Here is a 15,385-nt window from a genome sequence, read left to right on the forward strand (position 1 = left end):
CCAGCAGCGGCACGACACACCGCAGCTAATGCGGCAGGAGCAGTCACGATGCTCATACGGTTTTGAGTGTGGACTTCCCCCTTAGCAGCTCAGTGATCCTCGTGGTTGCCGTCGTGCTCTGGATTGTTTGGGTTGCCCCTTACGTCCTCCGGAACCGCCGGCACCAGTTCCAGCCCGCCGGTGAGTATCTGGCGGACACGCAGGCCGAGGAACGGCCGGACCAGCCAGCCGGCCTGGTAATGAACGTCGCCGCCCAGCAGGAGAAAGCCATGGAACCCAGGAAGAGTGCCGCACCCGCTGCCGGTGCTGCCAGCACTGCACCTCCGGCCCGGTTCCGTATCCGCTACGGCCGCACTGCCCTGGCCCTCGTTGGGCTGTTGTCCCTGGTGACGCTGTTCATCTCCGGCGTGCTGCTCGCCTTCGGGCTGGGATCACCCGCCCTGCCGCTGGCGTGTGCCGTGGTGACTCCGGCGTCGGTAGCGGTGCTGCGCTGGCTCGCCGTCCGGGACCGCAAGGCGAAGGTGAACGCCGCGTTCTGCTCCGCCATGAGTGCGGCCCCCGCCCGCCGTCCGGATGCAGCCCCGGCTGTCCCGCCGAAGCCCGGTCAGGCCCCTGCCCGCCCGGAATCCCCGCTCTTCGACGCCGAGGCGGGCGAGCCCAAAGTCAAGCCGCTGACGGCCATCGAGCTGCGGGAAGCAGCCCTCGCCGTCGCCGTCGCTGCCGGCGATCCCAGCGCCGCCGCGGTTACCCCGGGCACTGCCGCCGCCCCCAGTGCTGTTGCCGGCACTCCCTGGGAGCCGGTGGAAGTACCGAAGCCCGTCTACGTGGAGGCCGCAAAGGCTGAGCGCCCCGCCCCCGAACCGCTGGAGCTTCCGGAGGCTCCCAAGGCTGTAGGCAAGCCGTCCCTGAAGCAGGGCGCAGCGGGAGCCCCGCCGGCCGATGCCGTGGCGTCCGCGGAAGTCCAGCAACTCACCAAGGCGCAGCGGGCCCTGAGCAACCTCGACGACGTCCTGCAGCGCCGCCGGGCGTAGGCTCCCGGAGGGGAGCCGGCCCTCGATGAGCGCGCCGATTGGCGTTGCGCCGGGAAAATTTGTAGCCTAGGGACACCGGCTCCGCAGCCGCCAGGAAACCTCCCGGACTGCGGCCAGTTCCGGGGCTATAGCTCAGTTGGTAGAGCGCTTCGTTCGCATCGAAGAGGTCAGGAGTTCGAATCTCCTTAGCTCCACCAGCCATCCAGTTCCTCCGCCCAGGCGAAACGCAGCCTGATGAGCGGGCCAACCCCTCCCCACCGGCCTAGAGTGGGCCCATGGGAATCATCATTGGACTTCTTGTCATCTGGCTCATCCTGTCCATTGTGGGCTTTGTCGTGAAGGGCCTGTTCTGGCTCGCGATCATCGGCCTTGTCCTCTTCGTCGCCACTGGCGTCTGGGGCTGGCTCAAGCGAAGGGCCAGCGTCTGACCCTGAACACGGAGCACCGGCCGGCATAGCGACTGCCAAAGGACTCTGTCCGCGCCCGGCAAACCCCGTCACGCTTGCTCCATGAGCCTCACAGAACGGACGGGGGGCCACACCCCGTCGGTACCGCCGGTCCGTCGCAACTTCGCCGCGAACAGCGCCCTGCACCCCGACCGCCCCTGGGTTCGTGCCATCCGGATCCTGGTCGGGCTCTTTGCGCTCGCCGCGCTCATCCAGAAGACTTTTGATGCGACCCTGCCCGGGAACGACGTGGACATTCCCCAGTTGTATTCGGAGTTCACTGTCCAGGGGAACCTTGTCCTGGGGCTTGTCCTGCTTGCCTCGGGGATCCGGCCGCGGAGCAGGCTGCCGCGCTGGTGGGACCATGTGTTCGGTGCTTTGGTCCTGTACCTGGTGATGACGGGCATCATCTACATCGTGCTGGTGGCGCCGCCTGGTGAGCCGTGGTGGAGCTGGGACCTTTACTGGCCGCAAATGGCGCATCACCGCCTGGCGCCGTTGATGGTGGCATTGGACTGGCTCCTCGTTACCCGCACCATCCGTGGTCCATGGTGGCGGCCGTTGGCCTGGCTGGGCTACCCCGTGGCATTCCTGGTGTTCTCGTGGGTCCGTGGCGGCCTCGACGGATGGTACGTCTACGACTTCCTTGACCCTACGCTCGAGGGCGGCTGGGCGAGGGTGTTTGGCGTCACGGCCGAAGTCCTCGCCGCCTTCCTGGCGGTCTCGCTGCTCGTGCATGCGGCAGGCAACGTCCGGGTGGGGCTTGCCGTGGGCCGGCCGCCTAAATCCAGCCCTTCTTCTTGAAGATCGCGTACATGAGTGCACCCGTTGCCACCATCAGGCCAAGCGCCATCGGATAGCCGAAAGCCCAGTGCAGCTCCGGCATATGGTCAAAGTTCATGCCGTAGATACCGGCCACGAACGAAGGCGCGAAGAGGATCGCCGCCCAGGATGAAATCTTCTTGACCTGTTCGTTCTGTTCGGCGCTGGCCTCGTTTTGCCTGTTGGCAGTCAGTGTCCCGTCCAGGGTGAGTGCGTTCTGCAGGAGGTCACGGAAGGAATCCGCCCGGGAAATCACCCGTTCAACGTGGTCTTCCACGTCCCGCAGGTTGTGCCGCAGCTCGGTTTCCACGCCGTACTTCTCAAATCCCCGCTTCAGCTGGTCCAGCATCTCCGGCAGGGGGTGGATGGCCCGCTGGAACTGGATCACTTCGCGGGCCAGTTCATAGATGCGGCGGGACACGGCCGAATCGCCGCTGAAAAGCTGGTCCTCGATTTCGTCGATGTCGTTCTCCAGCCCGGCCACCACCGGCGCATAGTCATCGACCACCCGGTCCAGCAGCGCGTACAGCACGGCTTCGGGTCCGTGGCGGAGCAGGTCCGGCCGTGCTTCGAGCCGCTGCCGTACCCGGGCCACCCCGGCCGTTTCGGCATGGCGTACGGTCACCACAAAGTTCTTGCCGGTGAAGACGTGGAGTTCACCGAATTCCACCGTTTCGCTCGCGTCAAGGTAGCGGGCAGGACGCAGCACAGTGAACAGATTGTCGTCGTAGCGCTCCAGCTTGGGCCGCTGGTGGGCGGAAACTGCGTCCTCCACCGCGAGGCCGTGCAGGCCGAACTCCGCTGCCACGGCCGCCATCTCGTCCGCCGTGGGCCGGTAAAGCCCGATCCACGCCATGCCGCCGTGCTGGGCCAAAGTCTCAAAGGTTTGCTCCAGGCTTTCAGGTTCTGCGTGGCGCGTACCGTTGACGTACACGGCGTTGTCGATGATGGTCATTCAGGAAATCCTACTGGCCGGCGCTGCTCAGGCCGCTGATCAGGGGCTCGGTCCGGTACGGGATGTGGGTGTGCAGTGCCAGGACCGTCTCGGTGCGGATGACGCCCTTGATCCTCAGGACCTGGCGCAGCGACGACTGCAGGTTGTGGGTGTCCGTGGCCACCACCCGGCACCAGACATCGCCGCGCCCCGAAATCTCATGGACTTCCAGGACTTGCGGGATCAGCCGCAGAGCCGCCACCACGCCGTCCAGTTCGCGGTGCGAAACCTCGATGGTCACGAACGCCACCACGTCATACCCCACGGCCTCAAGGTCCACTTCGCGGCCACCCGGGCGCAGCACCCCGGCCCGCAGCAGGCGGCGCACGCGGGACTGGGCGGTGTTGCGTGCGATGCCCAGCGCCTCGCTGAGCTCGCCGATCTGGATGCGCGGGTCCCTGATCAGGGCCAGGAGGATCTTCAGGTCGGTGGGGTCAAGTTTGTTCAAAATCGTCACTCTCCATCATATGTGCAGCCAAGAATTGATGATTCTGCGCAATTACGAACCCAAGAACAGACGGATCAGGCAGCCCTCCCGCACTCTTGAATCATCATAGATCCATCCGCGAAGGGCTCCCACAAGGACAACCCGCCGCGGCCACCCCTAAGGCGGCACCATGACGGTCTTCAGCGAACTGCGAATGCGTCCGGCAACGGCCGCGGCCACAGGCTGGGATGCTTCCACTACGGCACGGCTGGTCATGGCCGGCGCGGGCATCTTCATGCTCCTGGTGGGCGCCAACCTGGCCACGCCGCTGTACCCGCTGCTGCAGGCCAGCCTGGGACTGTCCAGCCTCGAAGTCACCGGCGCTTTTGCGAGCTACGTGCTGGCGCTGGTGGCCACGCTGCTGCTGGCCGGCCACTGGTCTGACCACATCGGGCGGCGCGCCGCTCTCCTGGTTGCAGTGCTCACCGGCCTGGCGGGGGGATGGATCTTCTCCGAAGCGCAGACCCTGGCCGCGTTGTGCGCGGGCCGGGCGCTCCAGGGAACCGCCGTGGCCCTCGCAACCGGCGCCAGCGCCGCGGCGCTGCGCGAACTGCTGCCTTCCCGCCCTGAGTGGGCTTCCCGCTTCACGCTGCTGGCATCCTCCGGGGGAGTGGCGGCGGGACCTGTCATTGGGGGACTGCTGTCGCTGCTTCCGGGCGCCACCACAGCACCCTATTACGTCCACTCGGTCCTCCTGGCAGCGCTGCTGGTTCCGCTGTACCTGATCCGTGCCCGTCCGGCGATCATGCTGCCGGCGCCGTCACGGCCCCTGTACGCGCTTGCTCCGCGCCGCCCGTCCGTCTCGCGCCAGGCGAGGGGCGCATTCTGGCTGGCGTCCGGCGTCGGCTTCCTCAGCTTCGCCGTGTTTGGTTTCTGCCTCTCGCTGGCGCCCGGCTATTTCGCGCAGGTCCTGGACACGCAGTCCCGGCCGCTGGTGGGCATGCTCGCGGGGCTGCCGCTGGGGGCCTCGGCGCTGAGCCAGCTGGTGAGCGTGCGTGGACGGCATGCCGTGCCTGCCGGGCTGGCCGTCCTGGGGGTGTCCGTGATGTTGCTCGGTGCAGCCGGCACCTGGCACAGCCCGTTGCTGCTCATTGCGGCCGCTGCGGCGGCGGGGCTGGGACAGGGAGTGGCCTTCCGCACGGTCTTCAACGACGTGGCCGCGAAGGTGGAGCCCGCACGGCACGCGCAGATCATCAGCACCGTCTACGTCATCACGTACCTTGGCAGCGCCGTCCCGGTGCTGGGCCTCGGCTGGGCGGGCGGGATGTTCGGGGTACCGGCCGCAGTGCAGGGCTTTGTGCTGGTCTGCGGCTCGGCGGCGCTGGCGCTCTCCGCCGTGACCATGGCCGGGGCAGCCAGGCGGCGGCCGGCCTAGGCACGCAGGCGCTTCGGACGGCTTAGTCCGGCAGCGGCCCGTGGTTGCCCTGGATGTGTTCGAAGACCAGCGTGGTTTCGGTGTGGCCGACCACGGGGTCCGTGGCCAGGTTGTCCAGCACCCAGTCCCGCAGGTCCTCCGTGCTTCCGACCGCGATGTGCAGCAGGTAATCCACGGAGCCGGAGGTGTGGAACGTCGACAGCACCGCGGGCAGGTGCGGCACGCGGGCGGTGAAGCGGTCGATCTGGTCCCTGTCGTGGGCCCGAAGGCGCACCGCCACCAGCGCCTGGACAGACCTGCCGATCGCGGACAGGCTGAGTTTCGCCTCGTAGCCCTGGACGATGCCGCGCTCCGACAGTGCCCGGGTGCGCATCAGGGCCGTGGAGGGCGCGATGCCCACCAGTTCAGCGAGCTGCTTGTTGGAAATCCTCGCGTCCGCCACCAGGGCCGCCAGGAGCCGTTCATCGATAGCGTCCAGCGGTTCCAGGTGCTGCCCTGGCCTGCCGTTCCTGGCGTTCGTGCTCACTGCGGTTCCTTCCAACGGTCCTCTGTTCATCCTAGACCGCAGAATCGGTTTCAACCGGTGTCCAAGGGCCCGTCCCGCCGAATTTCCGCCCCTTCCCGCTGGTCACGGACAAGGAATAGTTCACGGGTGTGAGAGGTGTCAGAGCGTCGCCGGTTCCGTCGCTGGATGGACGACGGCGACCGTCGCCGCAGTGAGGCAGGCCAGGACCATGACGGCCCCCGCCAGGGCGTTCCAGCCCCAGGCCTGGAAGAGCAGGCCGCCCGCCCAGCCGAGGAGGCTGGAGCCAAGGTAGTAGGCAAGGTTGTAGAGGGACGCAGCCTGGGCGCGGCCGGTGCGGGCAATGGCGCCGGTCCATCCGGATCCGATGCTGTGCGCGGCGAAGAAGCCGCCGGTGAAGACCACCAGTCCTGACAGGATCAGGACCAGGAACGGGGTCAGGGTAAGCGCGAGGCCGGCCACGGCAAGGGCCAGCCCCGCCAGCAGCACGTTCCGCCGCCCGAACCGCACCGTCAGCCCGGCAGCCCAGCGGGAGGAGAATGTGCCGGAGAGGTAGGCCAGGAAGATCAGGCTAATCAGTGTTGCCGGGAGGCCGAACGGTGCCCCGGAGAGCCGGAAGCCCAGGTAGTTGTAGATGGCGACGAAGCCACCCATCATCAGGAAGGCCTGGACGTAGAGCGCCAGCAGTCGGATGCTGCGCACATGCCCTGCGAGGGTTCCGAGCGCGGCGCGCAGGCCGGCGGCGCGGGCAGGTGTGAAGCCGCGGGCCTTGGGCACCAGGACAAGGAACGCCGCGGCCGCAAGGGTGGCGAGGACGGACACGGCCAGCGCGGCTGCCCGCCATCCCCAAAGCTCGCCCATCGGGCCGGCCACCAGCCGTCCGGCCAGCCCGCCGAGGGTGGTTCCGGCAACGTAGCTTCCCGCTGCCAGCGCGGCATGCGCCTTGGTCACCTCCTCGTTGAGGTAGGCGATGGCAATCGCGGGGATGCCGCCCAGTGCCATCCCCTCGAGCAGCCGCAGCGTGAGGAGCATGCCGAAATTCTGGGCCAGGGGGACCATCAGCCCCAGGACCGTGGCCGCGCAGATGCCCCACATCATGGCCCGGACCCGTCCGATCCTGTCAGCCAGGAACGACCAGGGAATGACGGTTGCGGCCAGCCCGACAGTGGCCAGGGAGATGGTCAAAGCGGCCTCCGCGGCCGTGATGTCCAGGTCGGTGGCCAGCAGCGGAAGGACGGCCTGGGTGGAGTAGAGCTGGGCGAAGGTGGCTACGCCTGCACATGACAAGCCGGCAAGGACCCGCCCGTAGGCCCGGGATCCTTTGGCGTGCCCGTCCCAGCGGGGCAGGGCGCCACTGGCGGCGGGGATTGCGTTCTGCGGCATCCCGCCAGCGTAGACCCGCGGCCATGGATGCTTCCAATGCATAATTCATGCAAAACTGATAGCGACAGAGGATGAATGGCGGAGGGGTGGACGCGGTCATGGAGCCGGACAGGAAACAGTTGGCCCAGCTCCTTCCGCTCCTGCCGGTACTGGCCGAGCTTGGCCGCACCGAACACGTCACCGAGACCGCGGAACTCCTGGGAGTACCCCAGTCGACGGTGAGCAGGGCGGTAGCCCGGGCGAGCGCCGCCGTCGGGACCGAACTCGTGGTGCGGGACGGCCGCGGCGTCCGACTCACCCCTGCCGCCCGCACCTTGCTGCCCTACATCGGCCAGGCGCTCGCGGAATTCCAGGCCGGCCTGGACCTGGTGCGCAACGAGTCAGAGGTGGTTCGGGGCAGGATTTCCGTGTCCTTCCAGCACACGTTCGGCGAGGCCACCCTGCCCCTGCTGATCAGTGCCTTCCGGGCACGGCACGCCGGAGCCGAGTTCCGGCTCAGCCAGGGTGCGCGCAGCACATGCCTCGCGGAGCTTGCGTCGGGGGAGGCGGACCTGGCCCTGACGGCGCCCGTGGCGGAACCCGGGAAGAATCTTCGGACTGCCCCGCTGTACCGAGAACCGCTCCGTCTGGTGGTGCATCACGGACATCCATTGGCGCGGCAGCGGGCGGCACGGGTGGCTGACCTTCGCGGCGAGCCCTTCGTCGCGCTCGAGCCTGGCTATGGGCTGCGCTCGCTCACCGATGCGCTCTTCCGGGAGGCGGGGTACCGCCCCCGGATCGCCTTCGAAAGCCAGGACTCACACACGGTCCGCGGCCTGGTCTCCGCCGGCCTGGGCGTCAGCATTCTTCCGCCGGGCGGCGACGCTCCCGGGCGCCTGGTGCGGCCGGAAACGGGGAACCTGGGGTGGGTGGAAGTTCCGCTGGACTCGGCGCTGGCCTTCCGGGTGGTTGGCGTCAGCTGGCGGCGACGGAAGCCGGAAAACGAACCGGTGGCCGTACGGCTCTTCCGTGAGCTGGTGGCCAACGAGGGGCCGGGCCTGCTGGCCGGCCTGGTCAGGCAGGGAAACCGCGTGCCGCAGTGAAGGTTCGACGGCGGGACCTGCCGCGGGTGCGCGGCCGCCGGAGCGCGCGGGCCAAGTACCCTTGTGACGTGGCAAACAGTGACGTGACAAACACCCAGGACCCCTCCGCAGCCTCCGGCGGAACCAAAAGCGCACCCGGCTCGAGCCCGCTGCAGGGCATCACCATCGGACTGGACATCGGCGGCACCAAGACGCACGGGGTCCGCTTCGAGGACGGACTCCCGGTAGCCGATGAATCCGCCGGCAGCTCCAATGTGCAGAACGTCACCCGGGAGGAGGCGGCCCGAAACCTGGCGGACCTCTTCGCCCGGATCGGCGCCGGCCCCGTGGCACGCGTGTACGCCGGGTCCGGAGGAATCGACACGGACGAGGACGCCGCAGCCCTGGCCGCACTGATCCAGCCCCTCGTCCCGGGCGCCAGGGTCACCGTTGTCCACGATTCGCGCCTGCTGCTGGCCGCCGGCCGTGCCGACACGGGAGTCGCGGTGATCGCCGGAACGGGCTCGGCGGCCTGGGGCCGGAATGCCGGCGGTGCCGAAGCAAGGGCCGGAGGGTGGGGGTACCTGCTCGGGGACGAAGGCAGCGGGTACTGGCTGGGCCGGGAAGCGGTGCGGCACAGCCTGCGCCGGATGAACCAGGGCCTGCCCATCGACCAGCTCACCGCGGCCCTGCTGGAAGCCTGCGGGCTGGACCACCCGAACAAACTCATCGCCCTGTTCCACTCGCCGGAAACGGGCAGGCGGTTCTGGGCGCAGCAGGCGCGGCACGTGGTGGAGGCCGCGGCCGCCGGACACCAGGACAGCACCGCGCTGCTGGAACAGGCCGGAAAAGACCTTGCCGCGCTGGCAGAACAGGTGCTGGGCCAGCTGGGCCTCGACGGGCCGGTGATCCTGGGCGGCGGCCTGGGTATGAACGTCGCGCCGCTGCAGGAGTCCTTCCGCCGGAACCTGGCCGCCGCCGGCATCACGGAAGTCAGGGTCCTGGACCAGGAACCCGTGTTCGGCGTGCTGGAGCTGGTGGCCGAGGCGGCCTAATCCACGGCGCGGGCCGGCCTAATCCACGGCGCGGGCCCGCTTAATCCACTGCGCGCTTGCGCGGCGTCAGCCGGACCCCGGGAAGCGGAGGCGCCGGGATGCGGCCTGCCTCCGCGCCGGCCTCGGGGCCATGGCCCCGCACTAAACCGTAGCGGGCGGCAGCGGTGTCGGCGTCGGACAGGCCTGCCTGGGCTTCCCACTCGTCCCGGGCCTGTTCCACCTCGTCGTGCGTGCGGCCCACGAAGTTCCACCACATCAGCAGCTCCTCACCGAACGGCTCGCCGCCGATCAGCAGGAAACGGGTACCGGGGAGCGCCTGGATCGGGAGCTCGCTGCGGCCGGTGCCCAGGTACCCCAGCGGTCCGGCGGGCAGATCCTGCCCGTCCACCGCCAGGCCGCCGTCGAGCACCAGGATGCCGTGCTCAAAGCGCGGGTCCAGCGGCAGCACGCCGGCGCCCTCGCAGGAGACGTCAGCGCCCACGATCGGTGAGTACATGGTGGCCGGGGACACGGCGCCGGCAAATTCGCCCACCATGACAGTGGCCGTGAAACCATCGCCGCTCGCCACCGGCAGCGCCCGGTGTTGTTCGAAGGCGGGCTGCCGGTGCCGGTGCTGCTCAGGAAGGGCCACCCAAAGCTGGAGGCCGCGCTGCACCGGAAGCTCGGCGCCGGCTGGCGGAAGAACCGCGAATTCCGAGTGCGAAACCCCGTGCCCGGCGGTCATGATGTTCAGCTCACCGGGCCGCACCACGACGTCGCTGCCCACGCTGTCGCGGTGCCGGATGTGCCCGGCCAGCGGCCAGGTCACCGTCTGCAGCCCGATGTGCGGATGGGGGAGTACGGACATGGCCGTCCGGTCCGGTCCGAAACTGTCCAGGAAGCACCAGGCCCCGATGGTGGGCAGGCCGCGCTGCGGCAGGGTCCGTTTCACGTTCATGGCCCGCACCCCGCCCAGCGGCACCTCGCGTTCGGGCCACAGTTGAAGGCAAGGTCCCGGATTCCCGTTTGCGGGGGCAGGGGGGCAGACTTCCTGCTGGGGAGCAATTTCCAAGTTGGTCACACACCCACTCTAGGCCTGTCCACGCTGCCCGGCCGCGGCGCCGGCCCATCCACGCGGGCGGGGGCTCCGAATGGTTACAGTAGGGATTCCTTTGCACGGATTGGCCCCGTATCCGGTGAAGCCTGCCGCTGTTTGGGTTACCGTAACTATCAGCGTGCTGATGACAATGTCGCGGTGCTTTAGGCCCGTCCAACAGAACAGGTAAGTGACGCACCATGGACCAGGCGATGATCGAGTTCCAGAGCGTTTCCAAGCAGTACCCGGGCGGCCAGCCCGCCGTGGACGGGCTGACGATGTCCATCGCCAAGGGTGCCATCACCGTGTTCGTGGGCCCCTCCGGCTGCGGCAAGACCACCTCGCTGCGCATGATCAACCGGATGGTGGAGCCTACGTCCGGAACCATCACCGTGGACGGCAAGGACGTCACCACGGTCCCCGCCGCGCAGCTTCGCCGCTCCATGGGCTACGTGATGCAGTCCGCCGGGCTCCTGCCGCACCGTTCCGTGCTGGACAATATCGCCACGGTGCCCCGGCTGAACGGCGTCCCGAAGGTGCAGGCCCGCAAACGGGCAGAAGAGCTGCTGGACGTGGTGGGCCTGGCGCAGACGCTGGGCAAGCGATACCCGTCGCAGCTTTCCGGCGGCCAGCAGCAGCGCGTGGGCGTGGCCCGCGCGCTCGCCGCAGACCCGCCCATCCTCCTCATGGATGAACCTTTCAGCGCCGTGGATCCCGTGGTCCGCGATGAGCTCCAGCAGGAACTGCTGCGCCTCCAAAAGGACCTGGCCAAGACCATTGTCTTCGTGACCCATGACATCGACGAGGCCACGACCCTTGGCGACAAGGTGGCGGTCTTCGCCACCGGCGGGAAACTGGCGCAGTACGCAACTCCGGAAGAAATCCTGCGGGCTCCTGCCAACGACTTCGTGGCCTCCTTCGTGGGCAGGGACCGCGGCTTCCGGCACCTTGGCTTCACGGCGTCCGACGGCGTGACGCTCCACCCTGTGCCCACGATCATCCGCGGCGCCAACGGCTGGGAGTCCGATTCCACCGCTGCCGGCGGCTGGCAGCTGGTGGTGGACGGCGAGCGGCGCCCAATGGGCTGGTCAGCGACCGGCACCGAAACGGAGCTCGTGCCCGGCGGGTCCCTGTTCCGTCCGGGGGAGAGCCTGCGCCGCGCCCTGGACGCGGCGCTGTCCTCGCCGTCCGGGCTCGGAGTGGCAGTGGATGCCGAGGGCCGGGTGCTGGGCACCGTCCGTGGCGGAGAGGTCCTGGCGCTGATCGAAGAAGCGCGCCAGCTGCGGCAGGCTGCCCTCTGATGGAGTGGTTCCTGGCCAACAGCGGCATGGTCCTGGAACGGACCGGCCAGCACCTCGTGCTGGCGCTCATTCCCATGGTCCTGGGGCTGGTGATCTCCATTCCGCTGGCCCAGCTGGCCCGCCAGAACGCTGCGCTCCGGTCGGTTGTGCTGACGGCTTCGTCCCTGCTGTACACCATCCCGTCACTGGCGCTCTTCATCATCCTGCCTACCATCCTGGGGACCCGCATCCTGGACCCCCTGAACGTGGTGGTGGCCCTCACCATCTACGCCGTGGCCCTGCTGGTCCGTGCCGCGCTGGACGCCTTCGACTCCGTCGACGCGGACGTCAGCCAGGCCGCCCAGGCCATGGGGTTCAAGCCGCTGGCCCGGTTCGTGCAGGTTGACCTGCCGTTGTCCCTGCCGGTCATGTTCGCCGGCCTGCGGGTGGTGTCGGTCAGCAACATCTCTTTGGTGAGCGTTGCCGCGCTGCTGGGCGTCGGGAACCTCGGCATGCTGTTCACCGACGGCCTCCAGCGGGATTTCGTCACCGAGGTGGTGGTGGGGATCGTTGCAATCCTGGTCCTCGCCCTGCTGATGGACGCCGTCCTCGTCCTGCTGGAGAGGCTTCTCACTCCCTGGGAACGGGCCGGCCAGCGGCAACGCCCGGCTGTTGCGGCCCCCAGCGACGGCGGGCAGACAGTGCGGCCCGTGGCCCGGTCCCGGACCGGAGGCGAAAACCCGTGAGCAATGTCTTCACCGATACCTTCGCCTGGCTGGGTGAGCCGGAGCATTGGGCCGGTTCCATGGGCATTCCCGTCCGCCTCGCCGAGCACCTCCAGTACACCGGCCTGGTGATGCTCATCGCCGCCGCCATCGCCCTTCCCGTCGGCTTGTTCGTCGGACACACCGGAAAGGGCAGGGTCGCCGTCGTCGCCCTGGCCGGGGCCCTGCGGGCCCTGCCCACCCTTGGCCTGCTGACGCTGTTCGTGCTCCTGGCCGGCATCGGGCTCATGCCGCCGGTCTGGGCGCTGGTCATCCTCACTGTGCCGCCCCTCCTCGCCGGCACGTATGCCGGAATCTCCAGCGTGGACCGGAACGTAGTGGACGCCGCCCGGGCCATGGGCATGACCGAACTGCAGGTCCTCTTCAAGGCCGAGCTGCCCAACGCGCTGACGGTGATGTTCGGTGGCTTCCGGACCGCCGTGCTGCAGGTAATCGCCACCGTATCCGTGGTCGCCTACATAAACCTCGGCGGCCTGGGGCGTTACCTCTTCGACGGCCTCGTCCTCAGCGACTTTCCGCAGATGCTGGGAGGGTCCCTCCTCATCGCGGTGATGGCGATCGCCGTCGACCTCGTCCTGTCCCTGTTCCAGAGGCTGTTCCTGACACCAGCGGCCTCACAGCAGTCCCACCGCAGCCAGGAGGCTGCGGTCGATCTCACAGACCCCGTAGTTGCGGAGACTGTCGTACAAGGAGGTAAGTCATGAAAGATAGCCGTCCCCCGCGCCTTGGCAGGCGCACGTTCGGCGGCCTCGCCGCAGGGCTGGGCCTGGCGATGGCGCTGTCCGCCTGCGGCGGTTCGTCGAACCCGCTGAGCAATACACCCGCCCCCAGCGGCGGTGCTTCCGGGGAGGCAACCTCCCTGGTGGTGGGCTCTGCCGACTTCCCGGAAAGCCAGATCATCGCTGAGCTCTACGCCGGCGCCCTGAACGCCAACGGCATCACCGCCACCACCAAGCCGAACATCGGCTCCCGGGAGGTCTACTTCAAGGCAGTCCAGGACGGTTCGGTCGACGTGGTGCCGGACTACAGCGGCAACCTGCTGCTGTACGTAGACAAGGAAGCCAAGGAGGTCTCCGCGGGCGACATCATCAAGGCGCTGCCCGGCAAGCTGCCGGACGGGCTCGCCGTGCTGGACGCGGCCAAGGCCGAGGACAAGGACGCCATGGTGGTTACCAAGGCCACGGCCGAGAAGTACCAGCTCAAGTCCATCGAGGACCTGGCCAAGGTCTGCAGCGAGATCGTTGTGGGGGCCCCGGCCACCTTCGCCGAGCGCGCGTACGGCCTGCCCGGCCTGAAGAAGAACTACAACTGCGAGCCCAAGAAGCTGGAGCCTTTCAGCGACGGCGGCGGCCCAGTGACCCTCAAGGCCCTGCTGGAGGACAAGGTGCAGGTGGCCGACATCTACACCACTACGCCCTCAATCGCTGACAACGACCTCGTGGTGCTGGAGGATCCGAAGAACAACTTCATCGCCCAGCAGGTCCTTCCGCTGTACAACAAGGCAAAGGTCACGGACAAGGCAAAGCAGGCGCTCAATTCGGTCTCGAGCGCCCTCACCACCGACGACCTGATCAACCTCAACCGGGCGGTCAGCGGCAGCCAGAAGCAGGACGCCAAGGCGGCGGCCACCGCATGGCTGAAGGACAAGGGGATCGTCAAGTAGGGGCAGGGTCCCCGCCTGCCCGGGTAAGCGGCAGGCAGGTGATGACGACGGCGGCTGCCGGACTTGCAAAGGTCCGGCAGCCGCCGTCGTCCGTGTGGCGGAGGTCTCAACGGCCGTCCATCCTTCCTGTGGCATATTTGAGGGATGGCAGAATTCCGGCAGTCCACCAAGCTCAACAACGTCCTGTATGACATCCGTGGACCGATCCTCCAGGCCGCCCAGCAAATGGAGGCGGAGGGTCACCGGATCCTGAAACTGAACATCGGCAACCCCGCGCCGTTCGGGTTTGAAGCGCCGGACGCCATCCTCGTGGACATGATCCGCCACCTGCCGCACGCGCAGGGCTACAGCGATTCGCGCGGGATCTTCTCCGCCCGCACCGCAGTCTCGCAGTATTACCAGACCCGCGGCATCCAGAACATCCATGTTGACGACATCTACCTGGGCAACGGCGTCAGCGAGCTGATCACCATGTCCCTGATGGCGCTGCTGGACGACGGCGACGAAGTCCTCATTCCCACCCCGGATTACCCGCTCTGGACGGCCTCCGTGGCGCTCGCAGGCGGCAGGCCGGTCCACTACCTGTGCGACGAGGATTCGGGCTGGCAGCCGGACCTCGAGGACATGGAAGCGAAGATCACCCCGCGCACCAAGGGGATCGTGGTCATTAACCCGAACAATCCCACCGGCGCCGTTTACCCGGAAGCCACGCTGAGGCGGATCGTGGCCCTTGCCGAGAAGCATGGCCTGGTGATTTTCGCGGACGAGATCTACGAGAAGATCCTGTACGAAGACGCCGTCCACGTGAACCTGGCCGGGCTCACCGGCGACGATGTCCTGTGCCTGACCTTCAGCGGATTGTCCAAGGCCTACCGGGTGTGCGGCTACCGCGCCGGCTGGATGGCGATCTCGGGCCCGAAGAAGGAAGCTGCCGACTACCTTGAGGGCATCAACCTCCTGGCCAACATGCGCCTGTGCGCCAACGTGCCCGCGCAGCATGCCATCCAGACTGCACTGGGCGGCTACCAGAGCATCAATGACCTCATCCTCCCGGGCGGCCGCCTCCTGGAGCAGCGCAACAAGGCGTACGACATGCTCAACGCCATTCCCGGCGTCAGCACGCAGCAGGCCAGGGGTGCCCTCTACCTCTTCCCCCGCCTTGACCCGGAGGTCTTCCACATCCGTGACGACGAAAAGTTTGTCCTTGACCTGCTTCGCGAGCAGAAGATCCTGGTCTCCCACGGCCGCGCCTTCAACTGGGTGCGCCCCGACCACTTCCGCATGGTGACGCTGCCCAACGTCAAGGACATCGAAGAGGCCATCGGCCGGATGGGGGACTTCCTCAGCCGGTACCAGGGGAACTAGCCTATGCTCACGGGCCGCGCCGGGTCCGTGTGCCTCTGGG

16 protein-coding genes and 1 tRNA gene are annotated in these 15,385 nt (G+C 67.9%); 12 read left to right on the forward strand and 5 right to left on the reverse strand.

All coding sequences use genetic code 11. The annotated features are described in order from the left end of the window. Positions 1–92 precede the first annotated feature (92 nt). The 4 genes from K4G53_RS15610 (at position 93) to K4G53_RS15625 (ending at position 2,281) form a co-directional block, all read left to right on the forward strand. A complete protein-coding gene (locus K4G53_RS15610) occupies positions 93–1,031 on the forward strand; it encodes a hypothetical protein (protein ID WP_221386947.1) in 939 nt (312 codons plus the stop codon). 121 nt (positions 1,032–1,152) lie between these two features. Further along, positions 1,153–1,228 (forward strand) — tRNA-Ala (locus tag K4G53_RS15615). 78 nt (positions 1,229–1,306) lie between these two features. After that, positions 1,307–1,459, forward strand: a complete 153-nt coding sequence (locus K4G53_RS15620) for a hypothetical protein (protein ID WP_221386554.1) — start codon at positions 1,307–1,309, stop codon at positions 1,457–1,459. Between the two features lie 81 nt (positions 1,460–1,540). Continuing rightward, complete coding sequence (locus K4G53_RS15625; protein WP_221386555.1) at positions 1,541–2,281, forward strand: Pr6Pr family membrane protein; 741 nt, start codon at positions 1,541–1,543, stop codon at positions 2,279–2,281. Here the strand turns inward: K4G53_RS15625 and corA are convergent. Next, positions 2,259–3,254: a magnesium/cobalt transporter CorA gene (gene corA / locus K4G53_RS15630; protein WP_221386556.1), complete on the reverse strand. Its 996-nt coding sequence runs from the start codon at positions 3,252–3,254 to the stop codon at positions 2,259–2,261. The genes K4G53_RS15625 and corA overlap by 23 nt on opposite strands. 10 nt (positions 3,255–3,264) lie before the next feature. Next, a complete protein-coding gene (locus tag K4G53_RS15635) occupies positions 3,265–3,741 on the reverse strand; it encodes an Lrp/AsnC family transcriptional regulator (protein WP_221386948.1) in 477 nt (158 codons plus the stop codon). A 169-nt stretch (positions 3,742–3,910) separates the two neighbouring features. On the opposite strand from K4G53_RS15635, the gene K4G53_RS15640 reads away from it, so the two are divergent. Next, positions 3,911–5,155: an MFS transporter gene (locus K4G53_RS15640; RefSeq protein ID WP_221386557.1), complete on the forward strand. Its 1,245-nt coding sequence runs from the start codon at positions 3,911–3,913 to the stop codon at positions 5,153–5,155. 22 nt (positions 5,156–5,177) lie between these two features. Here the strand turns inward: K4G53_RS15640 and K4G53_RS15645 are convergent, their stop codons facing one another. Both K4G53_RS15645 and K4G53_RS15650 read right to left on the reverse strand, forming a co-directional pair. Continuing rightward, positions 5,178–5,681, reverse strand: coding sequence for an Lrp/AsnC family transcriptional regulator (locus K4G53_RS15645; protein ID WP_221386558.1), 504 nt, complete (start codon positions 5,679–5,681; stop codon positions 5,178–5,180). 138 nt (positions 5,682–5,819) lie between these two features. Beyond that, positions 5,820–7,061 carry an MFS transporter gene (locus tag K4G53_RS15650; RefSeq protein ID WP_221386559.1) on the reverse strand — a complete coding sequence of 414 codons (1,242 nt, stop codon included), beginning with the start codon at positions 7,059–7,061 and terminating at the stop codon, positions 5,820–5,822. Positions 7,062–7,159: 98 nt separating this feature from the next. Here K4G53_RS15650 and K4G53_RS15655 point away from each other — a divergent pair, with 98 nt between their 5' ends. Together K4G53_RS15655 and K4G53_RS15660 are read left to right on the forward strand one after the other, a co-directional pair. Continuing rightward, the gene (locus K4G53_RS15655; RefSeq protein WP_221386949.1) at positions 7,160–8,143 is read left to right on the forward strand and encodes a LysR family transcriptional regulator; all 984 of its coding nucleotides are present in this window, start codon (positions 7,160–7,162) and stop codon (positions 8,141–8,143) included. Between the two features lie 158 nt (positions 8,144–8,301). Continuing rightward, entirely contained in the window at positions 8,302–9,177 is an 876-nt protein-coding gene (locus K4G53_RS15660) for a BadF/BadG/BcrA/BcrD ATPase family protein (RefSeq protein WP_308287915.1), read from the forward strand. Between the two features lie 40 nt (positions 9,178–9,217). Here the strand turns inward: K4G53_RS15660 and K4G53_RS15665 are convergent, their stop codons facing one another. Then, a complete protein-coding gene (locus tag K4G53_RS15665) occupies positions 9,218–10,237 on the reverse strand; it encodes a pirin family protein (protein WP_221386560.1) in 1,020 nt (339 codons plus the stop codon). Positions 10,238–10,452: 215 nt separating this feature from the next. On the opposite strand from K4G53_RS15665, the gene K4G53_RS15670 reads away from it, so the two are divergent. From K4G53_RS15670 to K4G53_RS15690, 5 genes are all read left to right on the forward strand, one after another. Then, on the forward strand, positions 10,453–11,553 hold the full coding sequence (locus tag K4G53_RS15670) for an ATP-binding cassette domain-containing protein (protein WP_308287900.1): 1,101 nt from the start codon (positions 10,453–10,455) through the stop codon (positions 11,551–11,553). Continuing rightward, positions 11,553–12,278, forward strand: a complete 726-nt coding sequence (locus K4G53_RS15675; RefSeq protein ID WP_221386561.1) for an ABC transporter permease — start codon at positions 11,553–11,555, stop codon at positions 12,276–12,278. The genes K4G53_RS15670 and K4G53_RS15675 overlap by 1 nt, the downstream gene beginning before the upstream one ends. Continuing rightward, a complete protein-coding gene (locus K4G53_RS15680) occupies positions 12,275–13,021 on the forward strand; it encodes an ABC transporter permease (RefSeq protein ID WP_221386562.1) in 747 nt (248 codons plus the stop codon). The genes K4G53_RS15675 and K4G53_RS15680 overlap by 4 nt, the downstream gene beginning before the upstream one ends. Next, the gene (locus K4G53_RS15685; RefSeq protein ID WP_221386563.1) at positions 13,018–13,980 is read left to right on the forward strand and encodes an ABC transporter substrate-binding protein; all 963 of its coding nucleotides are present in this window, start codon (positions 13,018–13,020) and stop codon (positions 13,978–13,980) included. Before K4G53_RS15680 ends, K4G53_RS15685 begins: the two co-directional genes overlap by 4 nt. Positions 13,981–14,124: 144 nt before the next feature. After that, entirely contained in the window at positions 14,125–15,345 is a 1,221-nt protein-coding gene (locus K4G53_RS15690; protein ID WP_221386564.1) for a pyridoxal phosphate-dependent aminotransferase, read from the forward strand. The last annotated feature ends 40 nt before the right edge of the window (positions 15,346–15,385 follow it).

Origin of the sequence: Arthrobacter sp. MAHUQ-56 (assembly GCF_019710585.1) — a bacterium.
Classification (GTDB): Bacteria; Actinomycetota; Actinomycetes; order Actinomycetales; family Micrococcaceae; genus Arthrobacter.

What these genes read in the sequence shown, in the direction of transcription:
- K4G53_RS15690 (WP_221386564.1), top strand. Translation starts at nt 14,125, where the DNA reads ATGGCAGAATTCCGGCAGTCCACCAAGCTCAACAACGTCCTGTATGAC.
- K4G53_RS15670 (WP_308287900.1), top strand. Translation starts at nt 10,453, where the DNA reads ATGGACCAGGCGATGATCGAGTTCCAGAGCGTTTCCAAGCAGTACCCG.
- K4G53_RS15685 (WP_221386563.1), top strand. Translation starts at nt 13,018, where the DNA reads ATGAAAGATAGCCGTCCCCCGCGCCTTGGCAGGCGCACGTTCGGCGGC.
- K4G53_RS15675 (WP_221386561.1), top strand. Translation starts at nt 11,553, where the DNA reads ATGGAGTGGTTCCTGGCCAACAGCGGCATGGTCCTGGAACGGACCGGC.
- K4G53_RS15620 (WP_221386554.1), top strand. Translation starts at nt 1,307, where the DNA reads ATGGGAATCATCATTGGACTTCTTGTCATCTGGCTCATCCTGTCCATT.
- K4G53_RS15640 (WP_221386557.1), top strand. Translation starts at nt 3,911, where the DNA reads ATGACGGTCTTCAGCGAACTGCGAATGCGTCCGGCAACGGCCGCGGCC.
- corA (WP_221386556.1), bottom strand. Translation starts at nt 3,254, where the DNA reads ATGACCATCATCGACAACGCCGTGTACGTCAACGGTACGCGCCACGCA.
- K4G53_RS15650 (WP_221386559.1), bottom strand. Translation starts at nt 7,061, where the DNA reads ATGCCGCAGAACGCAATCCCCGCCGCCAGTGGCGCCCTGCCCCGCTGG.
- K4G53_RS15625 (WP_221386555.1), top strand. Translation starts at nt 1,541, where the DNA reads ATGAGCCTCACAGAACGGACGGGGGGCCACACCCCGTCGGTACCGCCG.
- K4G53_RS15655 (WP_221386949.1), top strand. Translation starts at nt 7,160, where the DNA reads ATGGAGCCGGACAGGAAACAGTTGGCCCAGCTCCTTCCGCTCCTGCCG.